Here is a 17,145-nt window from a genome sequence, read left to right as displayed (position 1 = left end):
AATCTTAAAATTATGATTGCAGAAAAATATTACCTTATTAACTGTCAATGTCAAGTAAGTATATCAGCGGGTCCTCTAAGGAGTTCGTGATAAACCTCAAGCTCTTTATCGACCATAATCCTGAGGCTGAAGTTGTCATCAATATATTCCCGCAGGCCGGTGAAGCTCATATTCGCCGCAGTTTCAATTTTCTCTGCGAGCTCATCGGCATCTCTGGGGTTGAAGAGCAGGCCGGTCTGGCCGTCTTTAATGATATCGAGCGTTCCGCCGTGCCGGCTTCCTACAACGGGCGTGTTCATAGCCATCGCCTCGGCTGCTACCCTGCCGAACGATTCGGGCTTGCTTGATGCCGCTGATACTGTTAGATCGCTCATTGCGTAAATCTCACGCACGTTCGCCTGAGGGCCGGCGAATTTGAACGCCTCTTTTCCACCGAGCCGTTCGGTCATACTGTGAAGCTTTTCGAAATAGTCTCCCTTATTTCCTGCCTTACGCCCAACGATAAGCCCCACTGCCTCTGGGTGCTTTTTCCGGTATCTGGCAACTGCGCTGATAAAATCCTCGTGGCCTTTCAATTCAGTAACCCTTCCCACAATCGAGATCACGAATCTGCCGTCAAGGGCGTACTGTTTTTTGAACGCCTCGATAAAATCCGTGTCCAATTTCTCAGGATCGAAGTAGTCCATATCCACGCCGCGGGGAACGTATCTTAGTTTTTCGTAATCGAATTTATAATTCTTTACCACAAAATCCCTGATAGCGCTGCTGCCGTAGATAACCCTGTCGCCGCCGGTCATAATCTTGCTGTAGGCGCTTACGCTGTTGAATCCGTGCACGGTTGTAACGAACGGAATCTTCATCCCCCTCAGGGCAAACCAGCACATCCACGCAGGCACGCGGCTCCTCGCATGCACGATATCAGGCTTTAGCCCCTTGATAAATCCCCGCAGTCCCCATGTTCTAAGCGGGGCTGTGATCGGGTTTTTTGAGCATACGTCCATTGTTATATGCTTTCCGCCCTCTGCGTTTATTTTGCCCGCGAGTTTGCCGCCTGCGCTTATCACGAAGCTTTCGTGCCCTCGGGCAGCGAGCTCACGGCTCAGCTCCACAACGCCCCGTTCAACGCCGCCCTGATTCAGCTCTGGAAGTATTTGGAGAATTCTCATACTGTTACACCAGCCTTTGCGTTTGTGATTGTCATTATTTCTCGCCCCGCGTATGCTGATTCTGTGAATATTTCTTTTCGTATATATCCGATCTTGAGAAAACGCCGGCAAATGTTCGCAGCAGGATTTTCAAATCGGTAATCAGTCCTCGTGTTTCGATATACTGCACATCCAGCTCAAGCTTTTCCTCGATCGTAAGCGAACCTCTGCCGGAGATTTGCGCGAGGCCTGTAATCCCGGGCTTGGCCTCAAGCCTTCGTTTCTGCCTGTCGTTCCATTCTGCTATCTGGGAAACATAAAGCGGCCTCGGCCCAACCAGAGACATATCTCCCTTGAGCACGTTCACAAGCTGGGGCAGCTCATCAAGGCTCGTTTCACGCAGAAATCTGCCCGTCCGTGTTACCCGCGGGTCGTCGCTTGTTTTGGGCGAATTGCCGAAAGGATCCACATCGGCTCTCATTGTGCGGAATTTGATCATCGTAAAGGGCTTTGCGTTTTTGCCGGCTCTTTCCTGCAGGAAAAAAGGATTGCCCCTGCTCTCCAGCCGAACAGCCGCTGCAATAAGCAGTATCACAGGCCAGAGCAGAAGCAGGGCGGCAAGCGAGGCGAGCAGATCTATGAGTCTTTTGCAAAAATCGCTCAATTTTCCTCCGCTTTGGTTTTCCGCCTTCGTTTCACGTCTTCCGGCCGCGTCTTCCAGCGGCGATGTATCCACCAATACTGCTCTGGAGCCTTGCGGATAAGCTTCTCCAGCTCACTGGTATATTCCTGCGTGAGCCATTTGAGCGGCTCATCTTTATCCTGCCATTCTGCAGGCATAATAATCCGCCCGCATTCGATCTCGAAGAAAAACTCACCCATCCGCTGCCGGCATACGCCTACAACAATGGGCAGGTTTTCCGTTATAGCGAGCAGGCCGATGCTTTTGTATGTGCTTGCGGGCTTGCCGAAGAAATCAGCGAATATGCCCTTCCTGCCGGCGTTTTGGTCTGCAATGAAGCCCAGCGTGGCCCCTTTCTTCACCAGCTCCGGCATCACCTTTGCCGCTCCCTTTTTGTTGATTATGTGCTGGCCGTGCCTCTCACGTACCGAATAGAGCCATTTATTTACATATGGGTTGTCTATCGGGCGGGCAATGCTGTACACCTCGAAGCCGAAAAGTCCCATCAGATAGCCCATAATCTCGAAATTTCCGTAATGGCCGGTGAGCATTATAAGCCCCTTGCCTTCGGCCATCATCCACTTTGCCCGCTCTGCGTTGATAAACTCTGCATACTCTCGCCAATTATCGCGGCGGACGAGCTTCGTTGTGAAGAAAACGTCTGCGGCAAGCATCACAAGATGCTGAAAGCTCTTGATGCAGGTTTGCTTGATCCATTCATCATCCTTCTCGGGGAAACTGCTGCGAAGATTCTCCACAGCCTTTTTCCTTCCTTTGGGGTAATGGTCCCACATAATCTCGCCAATCTTCATAGCGAGCTTCAGCGAACGGCGAACACCGAGGGTATGCAGCACCCCCGCGGCAAACCGAACACCGAGATATTCGATATAATGCTCAGCAGCGCTGCGCTTTCTCTTGTTCTTTCTTTTGCTTTTTCCGGGCATAGACGGGTATTTTAATAATTCCAGTACAATTGCCAAATGAAATTAGGCTTCCTATACATTATACCTGTCCAGCCGATTTTATTTGAGAGCCACAAAACAAAAAAAGCTTTTGAGGAAAGTCAAGCTTATTGGAGATTTTAGAGGCTGGTTTAATTCTGTAAAGCTATCAGAAAAGCCCAATTTTATTAAAAGCCTTGAAAGGGTTGTCTATCCTTGGTTGCGAATAAGTCTAAAGGGTTTAATTTTGATTATGTTTCTTTTAAGTAAAGTTAAGTTGTCCGTAAGATAAATGTATGTTGTTTTAATAATTTTGTGCTTTTTTAACGTTTTTATATGTCAATGCTTAATTTTAACAACATCCCTTCCCTTTTGCTCGCTAAGATATGTTTAATAATCTGCGATCCTGTAAACTTTTAGAAAACGAGGTGTTTTTTTTGGGCTTAATTGAAAAAACTTAGAAATTTTTTTTAAATTGCTTGACTTGCAAGAGCTTAAAAGATAAACTTAGTTTTACAATATAAGGTTAGTAAGCTTAGTCTTTGTAATTTTGAGATTTAATTATGACCAAATCGAAAAAAGGGTTTACGTTAATTGAGCTGCTTGTTGTCATTTCGATAATAGCTCTTCTGATGGCGATTCTTATGCCTGCTCTGGGAAGAGCACGTGAAAGCGCAAGGATTATCGTCTGCAATTCTAATTTGAGGCAGTATGGCTTTGCAATACAAATGTATGCAAACAGTAATGACGGATATTTTCCTTACGTATATAACTGGCTCTATTCGCAGGAGAATCTAAGCAATATAAGCAAGGGCCAGTATCTCCAACCCGACGGTTCTTATGAATCCGGCCCAGCTTGCCCGCCCCAATGCGTTTGGCATAACAGTTTGGCAACTCCTGATGGAGGTCTTTGGCCTTATCTTGAAAATGAGGCAGCGCATTTATGCCCTTCATTTCCTTCTTTCGCCAAAACCTACGGCTCAGATCACCATCCTGGCCATCAGCCTGCAATACCTATTGAACCGCAGTACAGCTACAGCATGAATTATTGGCTGGGGGTAGAATCGAATAAATGGAATCCGTGGGTTACATCTGTACCGCCCCCTGCTTCACATCCAGACAGCTTAGAGGCCAGCGGGAGAACCATAAAGATGCTGAGTGTCGATAAGCCTGCTGAGATTGTGGCTTTTGCAGATGAGAACGCATGGACTATTCAGGGGGTTAGTGATTACGGCTTGGATGACAACTCATTGTATATTCTGCGGTCAAGACCTGTGAATTATTTCGGAACTTTCCATAAGGTTTTCGGAGAAGAAAAGAATAGGGGTGAGGGGAATGTGGTTTTTCTAGATGGCCACTCAGAGACCATAGGTTTTGGTGAAAAAATTTCGAGGAATGATTCTCCTTCCGATGTGAGAGAAGAGGCATTCAGACTTGTCTGGCCAAGATGAGATTTGGAAAAAATGAGCAATGGGCTCAGAAAATAATTGTCGTTTAATTTGGAGTGCAAGAAAATGAGAATTCTAAAAAGAGAGAATCACTTGCTGATGTTATTGATGATTGTGTGCGTTATTAGTTCCGCTGCTCCGGCTGCCTATGTCCACCACTGGAAAATGGATGCGTGGGCAGATGGGCTTTATATAAACGGGAGTACGGATACCCACGGCATACTTGACAGTGCTGATGGGGCAGGTCAGGGAACCATTGCAGGAAACTCGGGTGATCCAAATCCTGCACACGACCCCTTGTATGTATGGGGTGATATGGAGAATCCTGACTCAGGGGGCGGAGAAAATGCTTTCAGCTCTGATGCTGCGCCTTCTAACCTGCGCAACGGGATTTCATCATCCCACTCCTTCAATTTTAATGCTGTCAGGGAAGTTGGAGGAAATATGTTTTATGCTGCTGATCAGTATGGAAATGAATATGATTCTGGGAGTTTTACCGCCGAACTGTTTTTCAAGCAGATAGGGGATACATCAGGAACTCAGACTCTGCTCTGGGCAAAAGAAGGGCACGCCGCAAGCCATCTACAGCTCAACACTGGAGCCTCAGGCGATGGAGGACTTGAGTTTTGGGGATATGACGGCAATGGTTTTGTGAACCTCGTTTTGACAAAAGACGACAGGGCAGCCGGTTTTCAGGATGGTATGTGGCATTATGCCGCTGCAAGGTATGATCAGGTGGCTAATGAAATGAGCCTGCTTGTTTACAGTGAAGACGGCAACGCCTATTTTAAAGACCAGACTCTCACTAATGATATACTCATCAGCGGAGGGACCAATAATATTATGATTGGACGCAGGGAAGCTGAAGTTGAGCGTTTTGCCGGTTTGATTGATGAGGTAAGGCTTTCAAATGAAACGCTTAGCAATCCTGATCTTATAGGTGTCCCTGAGCCGACTACCGCCGTTTTGTTTGGTATTGGCAGCTTGCTTTACACGAGAAAACGCAAGGCTTGATTTTGTTGAAATTGATGAAACACGGATGCAGTTGTCTGCACCAGTTGTATTCGTTAATAATTCTATGTGCATGTTAGAGGTTTTATATATGAAAATTAATAGATTAGTTTCATTACTGTTTCTGCTTGCGGCGAGCATTATGGTTTCCGCTGCTACTCCAATAAGTCATTGGAGTATGGATTACACCGGAGCAGTTAATCCTGTGGTTAATGATTCCGCTACTGAGACAGGCCAAGGGAACTTGAGTGGTGGATTGCCTGTCGAAGAATCGGAAGATCACCTTTATTTCTTCCCTGAAAACGGATATGTATCTGGTTATGATACACCGCCCGCTAGTATGTTCAACGATGGATTTTCTGGCGGCGAAGAATCGTTTTATGCTGGATATATGCAGGGTCAGGACGGCGTTTTGTTTTTTCCTCAGGACGGCTACGGAAATGAATTCGATTTCGCTGATTCTTTTACGATTGAAGGATTTTTCAAAACTGATGGAGACCAGTCTCAAAATGGATTTCAGCAAATTCTGATTCAGGATGAAGCTGGATTCAGTTATAACATCACGCTTAACGAAGGCGGTGAAGGAGCTTTAATGTTTGCTGTAAACACGATAGCCTCTGGAACCGGCCAGATCACCACAGTATATGCAGGGGGGCCGGGAGTCGCGAACTTCGCGGATGGTACATGGCATTATTTTGCAGCCCGTTTCGATGACCGCAACGACCGTTTTTCTTTAACTGTAATGAAAGAGAATGGTTCGGTTTACTCCGCAACACAGGCCCTTCCAGGCGGTTCTGAGCTCCTTCATGAAGGAGCGGGGAATATGCTTATCGGCAGAGAAAACTTTACAGGCGGCCGGAATTTTAACGGGTTTATAGATGAACTTCGTTTCAGCTCGGGGATTGTATCTGATACGCAGCTTATGGGTGCAGTGCCGGTTAGCGTAAGCGTGATCCAGCCTCAGGACGGTCAAGAGAATGTTGTGGCTGAGGATGCCTATCTTGAGTGGTGGGGTGATGAAGAGGTTATCGCTTCTTATGATGTCTATCTTGGAGAATCACAGACCAGTATGTCCAAGCTTGATAATGTTTCTCAGAGCTTTTATGATTCTCTCTCAGGCCTTCAAGAAAACACCACTTACTACTGGAAGGTTGATGGTTTGGATGCCTCAGGGAATGTTGAGGTTAATGGCCCTGTCTGGACTTTCACGACACGTCAGGCTCCTCAAAAGGTTCTTGAATGGAAAATGGATGAAAGCTCAGGCCAGACCGTACAAGACACTTCTGGAAATGGTAATGACGGCAACTTTGACGGATGGGCAAATCCAACATGGACAGAGGGCTTTGAAGGGAACTGCCTTGAGTTCAACGGGGGAGGTTCTGTAGTGAATCAGAGCCCTGTTAATCTGCCTCTGGGAAGCGAAGATTCATGGACAATGAATATCTTTGTGTATATCGATCAGCCTCTTGATGAAGAAACCATCATTGCTGGAATGGGCGACCAGATGTTTACCTCAAGCGAAAACACAGAAGACCCTTCAGCAGATCCTAATATGTTCGGTTCATTGCGCTATATTTCTTCTTTCCCATGGAGCGGGATTACGTTTTACGGCAATCGGACAGATGTTGAATCGGGCGTAGATTTTACCACAGGCACATGGCAGATGATTACAGCAACCTATGACGGATGGACTAATCAGTGCGTTCTTTATAGAAACGGATCTGAGTTAGCTTCAGCACAGTTTGATTTGAATGATTCCAGTTCTCAGGTGAAGGCCTCTACTTATCAGAATATATGGTCAAATACTTTGAATTTTGTCGGCAAACTTGATGAGTTCAGCATCTACGACCAGAAACTTTCGCCGGCGGAAGTGGGTGGTATGTCTCCATGGGCATACAGCCCGTATCCTGCAGACGGGGCTCAGGGTATTGATATTGATGTCGAACTGAGCTGGAATGCAGGGAAAGATGCAGTAAGCCATGATGTGTATTTCGGCACCGATCCCAATAACCTTACATTCCAGGGGAATCAGAGCTCTACAACTTACGACCCTGGCAGTCTTGACTGGTCTGCCACATATTACTGGAGGGTTGATCAGGTTGACAGTATGTCCAATACTCTTCAGGGTAAAGTTTGGAGCTTCACCACTGTTATTCCTCAATGTGATCCGCCATTACCGGGCGATGCTGACGGAAACTGCTATATTGACTTAATGGACCTTGCTGTGATGTCATCGAATTGGCTCAAATGCAACCTTGTGCCATCCGAAGCTTGTCCATAGAAATTAAGACTTAAACAGCAGGGGAACCCCCTGCTGTTTAAGTTTCCACAGAGGTGATGCAAAGTTGAAACTCTAATGTTTCATATAAAACCTCACTCTCACAACACTGAGGACGGCTCTAAGCTGCGATTCTGTCGGAAAGGCGGGAAATTACATTTCTGTAAATGGAAAAAATTTTAATAATCCAACTGATAAAATTGAAAAGCAATTCGAAGGGAGAATGTTTTTGAATCGTTTGTTAGAGAAAACAGCTTTCATTGCGATGATAATTGCAGTATCAGTTTGTTTTGCCCAGACAACTGCACGCTGGTCTATGGAGTGGACTCATCTTGCAAATCCTTCTGTTTATGATATCGCATTTGGGCTTGGCCAAGGCACGATCGGCGGGTCGGGGGAAAATGTTGTCGAATTCGACCATCTCTGGTATTTCGGTAACGCAGGCTTTACTGAAAATTCTCTGCAGCCTCCGCAAACTCTCTTTTCCGATGGTTATTTCCCGAGAGGCGCTTCCTATGATTCAGGTGCGCAGTTTGGTGATGGGGTGCTTTTTTTTCCGCAGGATCAATATGGTAATGAATTTGATTATTACGACTCCTTTACAGTGGAAGGTTTTTTCAAGACTCACGGGGATCAATCGGAAAGCGGTCCTCAGCAAATTCTTCGTCAGGCTGAGAATGATTACAGTTATGGAATATCAATCAATGAAGGTGGAGCAGGCTGTCTAAGGTTCGCAATTGATTCGACTATTGACGGAATAATTTTTGCGGATACGAATTTGGGCAATTATGCTGATGGGCAATGGTATTATTTTGCTGCCCGTTATAATGACCCCTCCGATGAAATTTCTTTAACAGTTTTGTCGCAGGACGGGCAGGTAGAACAGAAGAATGTGCAGCTTGCTTCAGGTTCTGAGGTGCGAAGAGGCGGAAGTTCGAATATGCTCATCGGACGTAAAAACTACAGCGGAAGTTGGCAGTTTGCGGGCCTTATTGATGAATTAAGGCTGAGCGGGGGCTTTGTTTCAAATACCAATCTTATTGGCAATCTCCCTGCTTCTAAGAACCCGCAGCCGAAACCAAGGCAGGATGATGTTGATTTGGACGTGCAGTTACAGTGGGAATCAAGCCAAGATATATACGCTTACAATGTGTATTTTGGCCAAACAGACCCACCTGCTTTTAAGAAACAGCAAACACAAACTGTTTATTCTCCGGAAACATTAAATCCGGGCACAACCTATCTCTGGCGGGTTGATGATATCCTCAAAGATGGGACTATTGTAAAAGGAGAGGTTTGGTCATTTACTACAAAACGGCCTTCTTGCGATTTTTTTACAGTTCATGATTATAATGATGACTGCGTTATAGATACAAATGATCTTGCTCATTTTGCTGCGGCTTGGCTGGATTGCGGAATAGTTCCTGAAAGCGACTGTTTATAAGATTTTCTGAGGTAATATTATGCATAGATTGGGACTGGTGATTTTTATATTAGTTTTTGTTGAATTTGTCTGCTGTTTAGGCTGTGCTGAGACGGTTGGATTTTGGTCTATGGATCCTTTATCCGGAAATCCGGTAGTAAAAGATTCAAGCGGGCATGGGAATAATCTCTGGTATATGGGAGTAGCAGGGTACACCACGTCTAACCAGACACCGCCCGCTGAGATGTTCAATGCCGGTTTCAGCGGCGGTGTTCATTCTTATGCCCCCTCACAGCAGTCAGGATACGGGGTACTGTTTTTTCCACCTGATCAATATGGAAATAATTTGGACTTCTCAGGTTCATTTACAGTTGAGGGGTTCTTCAGGACAAATGGCGAGCAGTCTCTTGCCGGCCCAATGCAGATTTTTCTACAGGCAGACAGCGATTTCAGCTACAGTATGGTGCTAAATGAGAGCGGAAGAGGGGCTGCCGACTTCAACATCAATATGCTTCCTGGAGGTATCCAGTCTGTTACTCTAAACAGCAGAAATTATGCCGATGGAAACTGGCATTATTTCGTTGCGAGGTACAATAATGTATCCGACAGGCTAACCTTCGGTATCCTAAACCCAGACGACAGCTTTGATACCAGTATGAAGCAATTTTATGACGGAAGCCGTTTGAATCAAGGGAATGACGAATCAATGTTTATAGGCAGGGAAACTTCCGGCGGCGCAAAAACTTTTAATGGCCTGATAGATGAGCTGCGTTTCAGTTCAGATATTCTCACTGACGATCAGCTTCTAGCCGCATTGCCTAATAAAAATGCTGCCCTTAAACCTTCCCCTGCCCATTATGAAAAGGAAGTTTGGATAAATAAATCTCTTCAGTGGATACCTGCTGCTGGTGCAGAAAGCCACAGGGTTTACCTCGGCAGTGAATTTCCTCTGCAGCTTCGTTCTGAACAGCAGGGAACTTCCTATATTACAGGAGAACTTGAAGCAGGAAGAACGTATTATTGGAGAATTGACGAAGTCTTTGAACAGGAAGTTGTTACGGGCACTACTTGGCAGTTCTCAACGGTAACCTCGACCTGCAAATTTCCTTCAGTTCACGATGAAAATGGAGACTGCTATGTAGATTATGTTGATTTTACTGGTTTTATGGGTCATTGGCTAAACGGGTTTGATGTAACTCCCTATCGAAATGATATGAATTATGATGATGCTCAAGTGGTCTTGGACTTTGAAGAAGCTAATGGATACCAAACTTACGACAAAGTCTCGGATTCAATGCTGAGAATAAACAGTCCGTTTTATGAGCCTGAATGGGAAAAAGGTGTTTATGGGAATGCTCTTCGCTTAGACGGGGGAACAAACTGGATAACAAAATCTATAACTCAAGACAAACTTCCCGACGATGAGCTTACGGTTGAGTCTTGGGTAGCAATTGAATCTTATCCTGTAGATGATGCTGCGATTGTAAACCAATATACACATCCAACAGCCGGCTATTTTCTTGGCCTTACTAAGTATGGAAGATGGAATTTTTCTGTTTCTGTAGATGGGAATTGGTACACATGCTGGGCGACGATGGAGCTGCCGAAATATAAGTGGAATCATATCGCAGCTTCCTTTCATAAAAATAACGGCCTTAAACTTTATCTTAACAGCCGCCTTGTTGGTACAGCGCAAACCCCCTCAGGCGTGCCCCTTACGCCAAATTCAGAGAATGATCTTATGATAGGCAGAGACATCAATACTCAATGGTCTGGCCCTTATGCCCATGGCGCTGTAAATGGCATACTTGATGAGCTCAGGGTATACAACAGAGCCCTTTCTGCCAAGGAAATCAGAGCAAACTATTCAAAGGCCTTGCCTCTGGAAAGCGAACCAGACCTGATTCCTTCAAAAGAAAGGTTTATATCTGATTCTCAAGCACGCCCGGGATATCACGCTGGCACTTCAGCAAACTGGACCAATGAGCCAACAGGATTGGTTTACGACCCAGAACGCCGAGAGTGGCATATTTTTCACCAGAAAAATCCTTCAGGAAGTTTCTGGGATCATATACATTGGGGGCACCTGAAAAGTCCTGATCTGGCCAACTGGGACCATATGCCTAATGCTATAGCCCCTGAGCCCGGCATAGATTCAGGCGGGTGCTGGTCCGGCAATGCGGTTTATTACAACGGCACACCCACTTTAGTTTATACAGCAATTGAAGGTAAGGCGCATGTGGCCCTTGCCACGAGCGTTGATGGATGGAAAACTTGGCAGAAGCAGGGGCATGTGCTTAGTGATGTTCCCCCAGGATATATGGATTATCGTGATCCTTACGTCTGGGAGGAAAACGGTTGGTGGTATATGGTTATAGGCTCAGGTGTAGATGGTACAGGCGGTGCAGCACTGCTGTACAAATCTACCAACCTCAGAGACTGGCAGTATCTCCATCCTCTGTACAGCGGAAATATCGACGTTTCAGGTTTTTACTGGGAAATGCCTGTTTTTCTGCCGATTGGAAATGGCAAGCATATCCTTCTGATTACTACGCTGGAATCTGACGGACCGGCAAGAGAGCTTTATTGGGTTGGTACATGGCAGAATGAGCACTTCATTCCTGACCACCCCGAGCCCAGGCAGCTTGATGTGTTTAACTGGATGCTTGCCCCTGCGGCTTATGTTTCCCCTCAGGACGGGTTGCCGAGAATAATGGGGATTGTGCCGGAGCAGAGATGTCCTGCACTTATTGAAAATGCAGGTTGGCGCCATACCTTTTCGCTGCCTCGCAAATTATATGCAGCTTCTGATGGTACTCTAAGACAGCAGCCTGCCCCTGAGCTTGCAAACCTCAGAGAGTATCACCTGAATATAGAAAACCAAACGCTGGCTACCGGCATCGGAGATGAAACGCTTCGTCCAGCCTACGGCAAGATGGTTGAAATTAAAACAGAAATAGACCCTCAGGATTCTGCTATTGTTGGTGTGAAAGTATTAAGAAGTCCTGACGGCGCAGAAGAAACTTTAATATACTATGACCGTCTGGCAAGTACAATAAATTTAGATAAGAGAAACTCAACCCTTGATAAGACTGGTTCGGAGACAAACCTATTAAGCGCCCCATTTGATGCCTCTGGCGAGCCGGTTAGATTCCATATTTATGTTGACCACAGTATTTTAGATGTTTTTGTTAATGACAGGGCTGTTTTCAGTACTCGTGTTTATCCAACTCGGGCAGACAGTGAAGGTGTGCAGTTGTACTCCATAAGCGGGACTGCTCATATTAATTATCTCGATCTTTACAAGCTGCGTTCGGTTTGGGATGATTAGAAGATAAATACCGTTTGCTTAACTTGTTTTGCACGTGAATTCCTGTCGTCTTGTATTAATTGTCTTAAATTAAAAGAATCAATTGTTAAAGTATTGTTTGTTAGGATATTTGTTTGTAAAAATACGAGACCGTCCCAATTAGTGTGTCTAAAGAAAAAGGGATTCCTTTTCTAAGCTATATGCTTAGTATGTTAAAAAAAAGTCAAATTAAACAAAAAGGAACCCCTATGAAAAGGAATTATAACACAATTTTGGAAAAAGCGGTTGAAGATTTTCTTGCCCACAGCGGGAAAAGTTTGGAAGATGCAATTCGGATTACATTCGAGACTATTCTCAAAGCCGAGCAGGATGAATTTTTGGGTTACGTCAACGGCTGCCGGAAAGACAAATCCACGAGCAACAAGCGTAATGGTTACCGTCAGGCTTTAGTCCAGGGATTGCAATCCACTTTCAGGATAAACATTCCCCGAGATCGTCTTGGTAATTTTCAGCCATTTTTTCTTGATCTGTTAAATTCTCAGAGAGGCAAATATGATAATTTAGCCTTTAGGTTATACAGCAAAGGCCTTACGACTCGAAAGATCGAAGAGATTTTCCAGGAGCTTTTCGAGCAAAATTACTCCAAGAGCAGCATATCTCGCATAACCTCGAATTTCACAGAATACCGCAAGCTCTGGCAGAACAGGCCGCTGGATGAAGACTGGTACATCATTTACATTGATGCGGTAAAGGTAAAGCTTCGCAGGGACAAGGTTTCCAATGAATCGATGTACGTTGCTTTAGGGCTAAAGGAAGACCTAAGTCGAGATGTATTAGGTGTTTACAATATACCAGAAGAGAGCAGCGAAGGCTGGCATTCAGTTCTTAAAGACCTCAAAGAGCGTGGAGTAAAGAAGGTTCTTTGCTTTGCTGCAGATGGTCTAAAGGGTTTGTCGGAAACTGTGAGCAGGGTTTATCCTTCAAGCGATTTTCAACGTTGTCTTATTCATAAGCTTCGCAATGTACTCAGCAAGGTTCGCCAAAATGACAAGAAGGAAGTTGCCTCAGATTTCAAAGCGGTCTTCAAGCTTGAAGATGGCAGCTACCGTTTAGAAGATGGTAAATGCGAGCTGGATAAATTTGTGAAGAAATGGGCAAAGAAGTACAGCAGTTTTGAGAATATTTTCCCTGAGCAGGAGAGGGATGATTATTTCACATATTTGAAATATCCGACTAAACTGCATCGTATGATGTACACCACCAATTGGATAGAGGCTCTTAACAGGATAATCAGGAGAACCGTTAAAATACGCTGCAGCTTTCCTACAGAAGAAAGTGCGTTGAATCTGATCTGCGCCCGTTTAATGGAGCACAGTGAGACGAAATTGATGAGGTATAAAGTTACGAGTCTGTTTGCATGCAAGGATGAACTTGATACAATGGCAAAAGAAAGGCGGAAAATTTCACCTCAGGGTACCCTGAGGTGAAATAAGGAGCTAAGCATAAATGCTGAAAAGATCCTTCAGACACACAATTTGGGACACTGCCAAAAATACTTGTTTTTTAGCTTCAAGAAAACTTTTTATTTTTTTATCTAATCATTCGCAATGCGAAGAAAAAACTGTTGTTTACGCTTTCAAAACGGCCTTTTTGATAATTTAATAAAGCCCTAAAGCGGGTTTTTGAGTTGATAATCGGCTGCTGAGTTTCAATAAAAAACTTTACAACTGAAATCTTTCGTGTTATAAATACTGTTTAATCTGCCCATTATTAGCGGTAGTTAGTGTTCTGACAGGCTCAATTTGCAGTCGTGTCAGTTATTTTTCTGAGGATATCGTGCGGCTTTGCCGCTGAATTGTGGGCGAGTATTAGCTTAGCACGTTTACTTTGAAATTGGAAAATTAAATTAAGAGAGACAGGTATGTCAGTAATTCAAGTTAAAAACCTTTTCAAGGTTTTTGGAAGGAATCCCTCAAGGGTTTTCCCTCTGATTGAAAAGGGAATGAACAAAGAAGAGATTCTGGCCAAAACCGGCTGCACCATAGGCGTTAATGATGCCTCTTTTGAGGTGCAGAAGGGAGAGACCTTCGTTATTATGGGTCTTTCCGGAAGCGGTAAATCCACGCTGGTTCGCTGCCTGAACCGTCTTATCAGTCCGACAAGAGGTTCAGTAATAGTTGACGACAAGGATATAATGGATCTCGACCAGAAAAACCTCAATAAGCTCAGAAGCCAGAAGATGTCGATGGTTTTCCAGCACTTCGGCCTACTGCCTCACAAGAACGTGTTGAATAACGTTGCTTTCGGGCTTGAAATCAGAGGTGTTGAAAAGAATAAAAGATACGAGCTTGCTGAAAAGGCCGTTAAGCTTGTTGGCCTTACAGGCTATGAAGACAGCAAAACCGCAGAGCTCAGCGGCGGTATGCAACAGAGAGTGGGGCTTGCAAGGGCTCTGGCCGCTGATACCGACATAATCCTTATGGATGAGGCTTTCAGTGCTTTGGACCCGCTTATCAGGACTAATATGCAGGATGAGCTGCTTGAGCTTCAGGCTAAAATGCACAAGACGATTGTCTTTATTACTCACGACCTCGACGAAGCACTCAAACTCGGCGACAGGATCGCTATTATGAAAGACGGTTTCATTGAACAGATCGGTACGCCGGAAGATATACTTATCGCTCCTGCATCTCAGTATATCCGTGATTTCGTTGAGAATGTTGACAGGTCTAAGGTGATTACAGCCAAAACTGTTATGAGGAAGCCGGAAGTGATTGCTTCTCATAAAGACGGACCCGCTCAGGCTCTCAGGCAGATGGAACGCTCCGGACTTTCAACTCTGTTTGTTGTTAATGAAAACAGAGAATTCATCGGTCACGTGAAAATTGATGATGCAATCAGGCTTTCTAAAGAGAATAAGAAAAAGCTTGATGAAATTATCATAAAAGATGCATACACAAGCACGCCAGATACCGCTATTGCCGAAATGATACCGGCAGCCTCTGAAACCGCTCTGCCTATTCCTGTAATAAGCGAGGACGGACACTTTGAGGGGATTGTTACCCGCGCCAGCATTCTGGCAGCAATGTCATCGGAAGGAGATAATAATGAATCTTAAGATAGGCGATACATTTGAAAAGGGAATAAACTGGCTTACCGACAACTTTGAGGGGTTCTTCGACGGAATCAATCAGGGCGTTGGTACGCTTATCGATACTCTTGAAACCACATTTACCGGAACAAACCCTTGGGTTCTGATAGGTATTCTTGTGGTATTGGCGTGGTATCTTAAGGGCTGGAAACACTTCCACTACCCCATTATGACTCTTATCGGCTTTGCTGTAATTGTCGGAATGGGGCTCTGGGAAGCTACAGTGCAGACTCTCGCCCTTGTTCTTGTAGCTACATTTATAGCCCTTCTTATAGGTATCCCTGTGGGGATATTTGCAGGAAGAAGCGAAAAGGGCGAAACCGTTATCCGGCCTATTCTGGACTTTATGCAGACAATGCCCGCTTTTGTTTACCTGATTCCTGCCGTGCTTTTCTTCGAGCTCGGTAAGGTTCCCGGCGCTATGGCAACGGTGATTTTTGCTATGCCCCCGGCAGTAAGGCTCACCAGCCTCGGCTTGAGGCAGGTGCCTGAAGAGGTGATGGAAGCGGCAGTTTCCTTCGGTTCAACAACAACTCAGCAGCTTGTTAAGGTACAGCTGCCCTCCGCTCTTCCGAGTATTCTTGCAGGTATTAACCAGACGATTATGCTTTCATTATCTATGGTTGTTATCGCTGCAATGATTGGCGCCGGCGGACTTGGAAAACAGGTTCTTTTTGGAATTACCCAGTTAAAAATTGGATTAGGGTTTGAAGCCGGGCTCTCAGTTGTTATACTTGCTATTTACTTGGACAGAGTAACCCAGGCTATGGGTGAAAAGTGGGGTAATCGTTAGAATTATTTTTGAAAGGAGAAATCCGAAATGAAAAACAGACTACTTAAACTCACATTACTATCGTTTGCAGCGGTATCGCTGATCGCATTCAGCGGCTGCAAGAAACAGACAACCGGCGGCGAAGAGTCGCAGGGCGCTTCTTCAAGCAGCTCTGAGTCTGCTGAGGCACAGTCCGGCAGCGGCGGCGAGTCAAAGGTTGTGAAAATCAGCTACGTAAACTGGGCCGAAGGCGTTGCTCTTTCGCAGCTGGTAGAAGAGATGCTCACAAATATGGGCTATGAAGTAAAGCTTACTATGGCTGACGTAGGCCCGATTTATGCATCTGTTGCAAAAGGCGATCAGGACGTTATGCTTGAGACATGGATGCCTGTAACCCACAAAGACTACTGGGATCAGTACAGCGATGATTTCGAGCAGCTCGGCGTTTGGTTCGAAAATGCAAAGATCGGCCTCGTTGTCCCTGAGTACATGGAAATCAGCAGCATAACAGAGCTTAACTCAATCAAAGATAAGCTCAAAGGCCAGATTACTGGTATTGATGCAGGTGCTGGAATCACCAAGACTACCGAAACAGCTATTGAAAAATACGGCCTGGACTATACCCTTCTCACTTCAAGCGGACCTGCTATGACGGCCTCTCTAAAATCAGCCATCGATAAGAACAATCCTATCGTGGTTACTGGCTGGGCTCCGCACTGGAAATTTGCTAGATACGACCTCAAATTCCTCGACGACCCGAAGGGTGTTTACGGAAGCGCTGAAGAGATCCGTATGACTTGCCGTGAAGGTTTCAAGGAAGATATGCCGAAGGTTGCTGAGTTCCTCTCAAGCATCAAATTCAATAATGCCCAGATTGGAACACTCATGGACGCTATGGCTAATGCCGATGGCGACAAAAAGGCAGCTCTCAAGGCTTGGATGGCAGAAAATCAGCAGCTGATTAACAGCTGGAAGTAGTTAATT

12 protein-coding genes are annotated in these 17,145 nt (G+C 45.2%); 9 read left to right on the top strand and 3 right to left on the bottom strand.

What is annotated here, in order from left to right:
* Positions 1 to 50: 50 nt before the first annotated feature.
* From STSP1_RS06175 to STSP1_RS06165, 3 genes are read right to left on the bottom strand one after another with little or no spacing between them, the layout of a single operon-like run.
* Positions 51 to 1,166 carry a glycosyltransferase family 4 protein gene (locus STSP1_RS06175; protein ID WP_085755515.1) on the bottom strand — a complete coding sequence of 372 codons (1,116 nt, stop codon included), beginning with the start codon at positions 1,164 to 1,166 and terminating at the stop codon, positions 51 to 53.
* Between the two features lie 34 nt (positions 1,167 to 1,200).
* On the bottom strand, positions 1,201 to 1,809 hold the full coding sequence (locus tag STSP1_RS06170) for a sugar transferase (RefSeq protein ID WP_085755514.1): 609 nt from the start codon (positions 1,807 to 1,809) through the stop codon (positions 1,201 to 1,203).
* A complete protein-coding gene (locus tag STSP1_RS06165) occupies positions 1,806 to 2,807 on the bottom strand; it encodes a lysophospholipid acyltransferase family protein (protein WP_123807001.1) in 1,002 nt (333 codons plus the stop codon). Before STSP1_RS06165 ends, STSP1_RS06170 begins: the two co-directional genes overlap by 4 nt.
* Positions 2,808 to 3,331: 524 nt before the next feature.
* On the opposite strand from STSP1_RS06165, the gene STSP1_RS06155 reads away from it, so the two are divergent.
* The 9 genes from STSP1_RS06155 (at position 3,332) to STSP1_RS06115 (ending at position 17,139) form a co-directional block, all read left to right on the top strand.
* A complete protein-coding gene (locus tag STSP1_RS06155; RefSeq protein ID WP_085755511.1) occupies positions 3,332 to 4,219 on the top strand; it encodes a type II secretion system protein in 888 nt (295 codons plus the stop codon).
* A gap of 63 nt (positions 4,220 to 4,282) precedes the next feature.
* Positions 4,283 to 5,230 carry a LamG-like jellyroll fold domain-containing protein gene (locus tag STSP1_RS06150; protein ID WP_085756672.1) on the top strand — a complete coding sequence of 316 codons (948 nt, stop codon included), beginning with the start codon at positions 4,283 to 4,285 and terminating at the stop codon, positions 5,228 to 5,230.
* A gap of 88 nt (positions 5,231 to 5,318) precedes the next feature.
* On the top strand, positions 5,319 to 7,508 hold the full coding sequence (locus STSP1_RS06145) for a LamG-like jellyroll fold domain-containing protein (RefSeq protein WP_161491638.1): 2,190 nt from the start codon (positions 5,319 to 5,321) through the stop codon (positions 7,506 to 7,508).
* A gap of 226 nt (positions 7,509 to 7,734) precedes the next feature.
* Positions 7,735 to 8,949, top strand: coding sequence for a LamG-like jellyroll fold domain-containing protein (locus STSP1_RS06140; RefSeq protein ID WP_161491637.1), 1,215 nt, complete (start codon positions 7,735 to 7,737; stop codon positions 8,947 to 8,949).
* Positions 8,950 to 8,968: 19 nt separating this feature from the next.
* The gene (locus tag STSP1_RS06135; RefSeq protein ID WP_085755508.1) at positions 8,969 to 12,259 is read left to right on the top strand and encodes a LamG-like jellyroll fold domain-containing protein; all 3,291 of its coding nucleotides are present in this window, start codon (positions 8,969 to 8,971) and stop codon (positions 12,257 to 12,259) included.
* A 227-nt stretch (positions 12,260 to 12,486) separates the two neighbouring features.
* Complete coding sequence (locus STSP1_RS06130) at positions 12,487 to 13,725, top strand: IS256 family transposase (protein ID WP_161491560.1); 1,239 nt, start codon at positions 12,487 to 12,489, stop codon at positions 13,723 to 13,725.
* Positions 13,726 to 14,159: 434 nt separating this feature from the next.
* Positions 14,160 to 15,356, top strand: a complete 1,197-nt coding sequence (locus STSP1_RS06125; RefSeq protein WP_085755507.1) for a quaternary amine ABC transporter ATP-binding protein — start codon at positions 14,160 to 14,162, stop codon at positions 15,354 to 15,356.
* Positions 15,346 to 16,182, top strand: coding sequence for an ABC transporter permease (locus STSP1_RS06120; protein WP_094759732.1), 837 nt, complete (start codon positions 15,346 to 15,348; stop codon positions 16,180 to 16,182). The genes STSP1_RS06125 and STSP1_RS06120 overlap by 11 nt, the downstream gene beginning before the upstream one ends.
* A gap of 27 nt (positions 16,183 to 16,209) precedes the next feature.
* Complete coding sequence (locus STSP1_RS06115; protein WP_085755506.1) at positions 16,210 to 17,139, top strand: glycine betaine ABC transporter substrate-binding protein; 930 nt, start codon at positions 16,210 to 16,212, stop codon at positions 17,137 to 17,139.
* The last annotated feature ends 6 nt before the right edge of the window (positions 17,140 to 17,145 follow it).

The sequence above is a fragment of the Sedimentisphaera salicampi genome (assembly GCF_002117005.1).
Classification (GTDB): Bacteria; Planctomycetota; Phycisphaerae; order Sedimentisphaerales; family Sedimentisphaeraceae; genus Sedimentisphaera; species Sedimentisphaera salicampi.
Note: the sequence above shows the minus strand (reverse complement) of the source record. Positions and strands in the feature narration are given on the sequence as shown.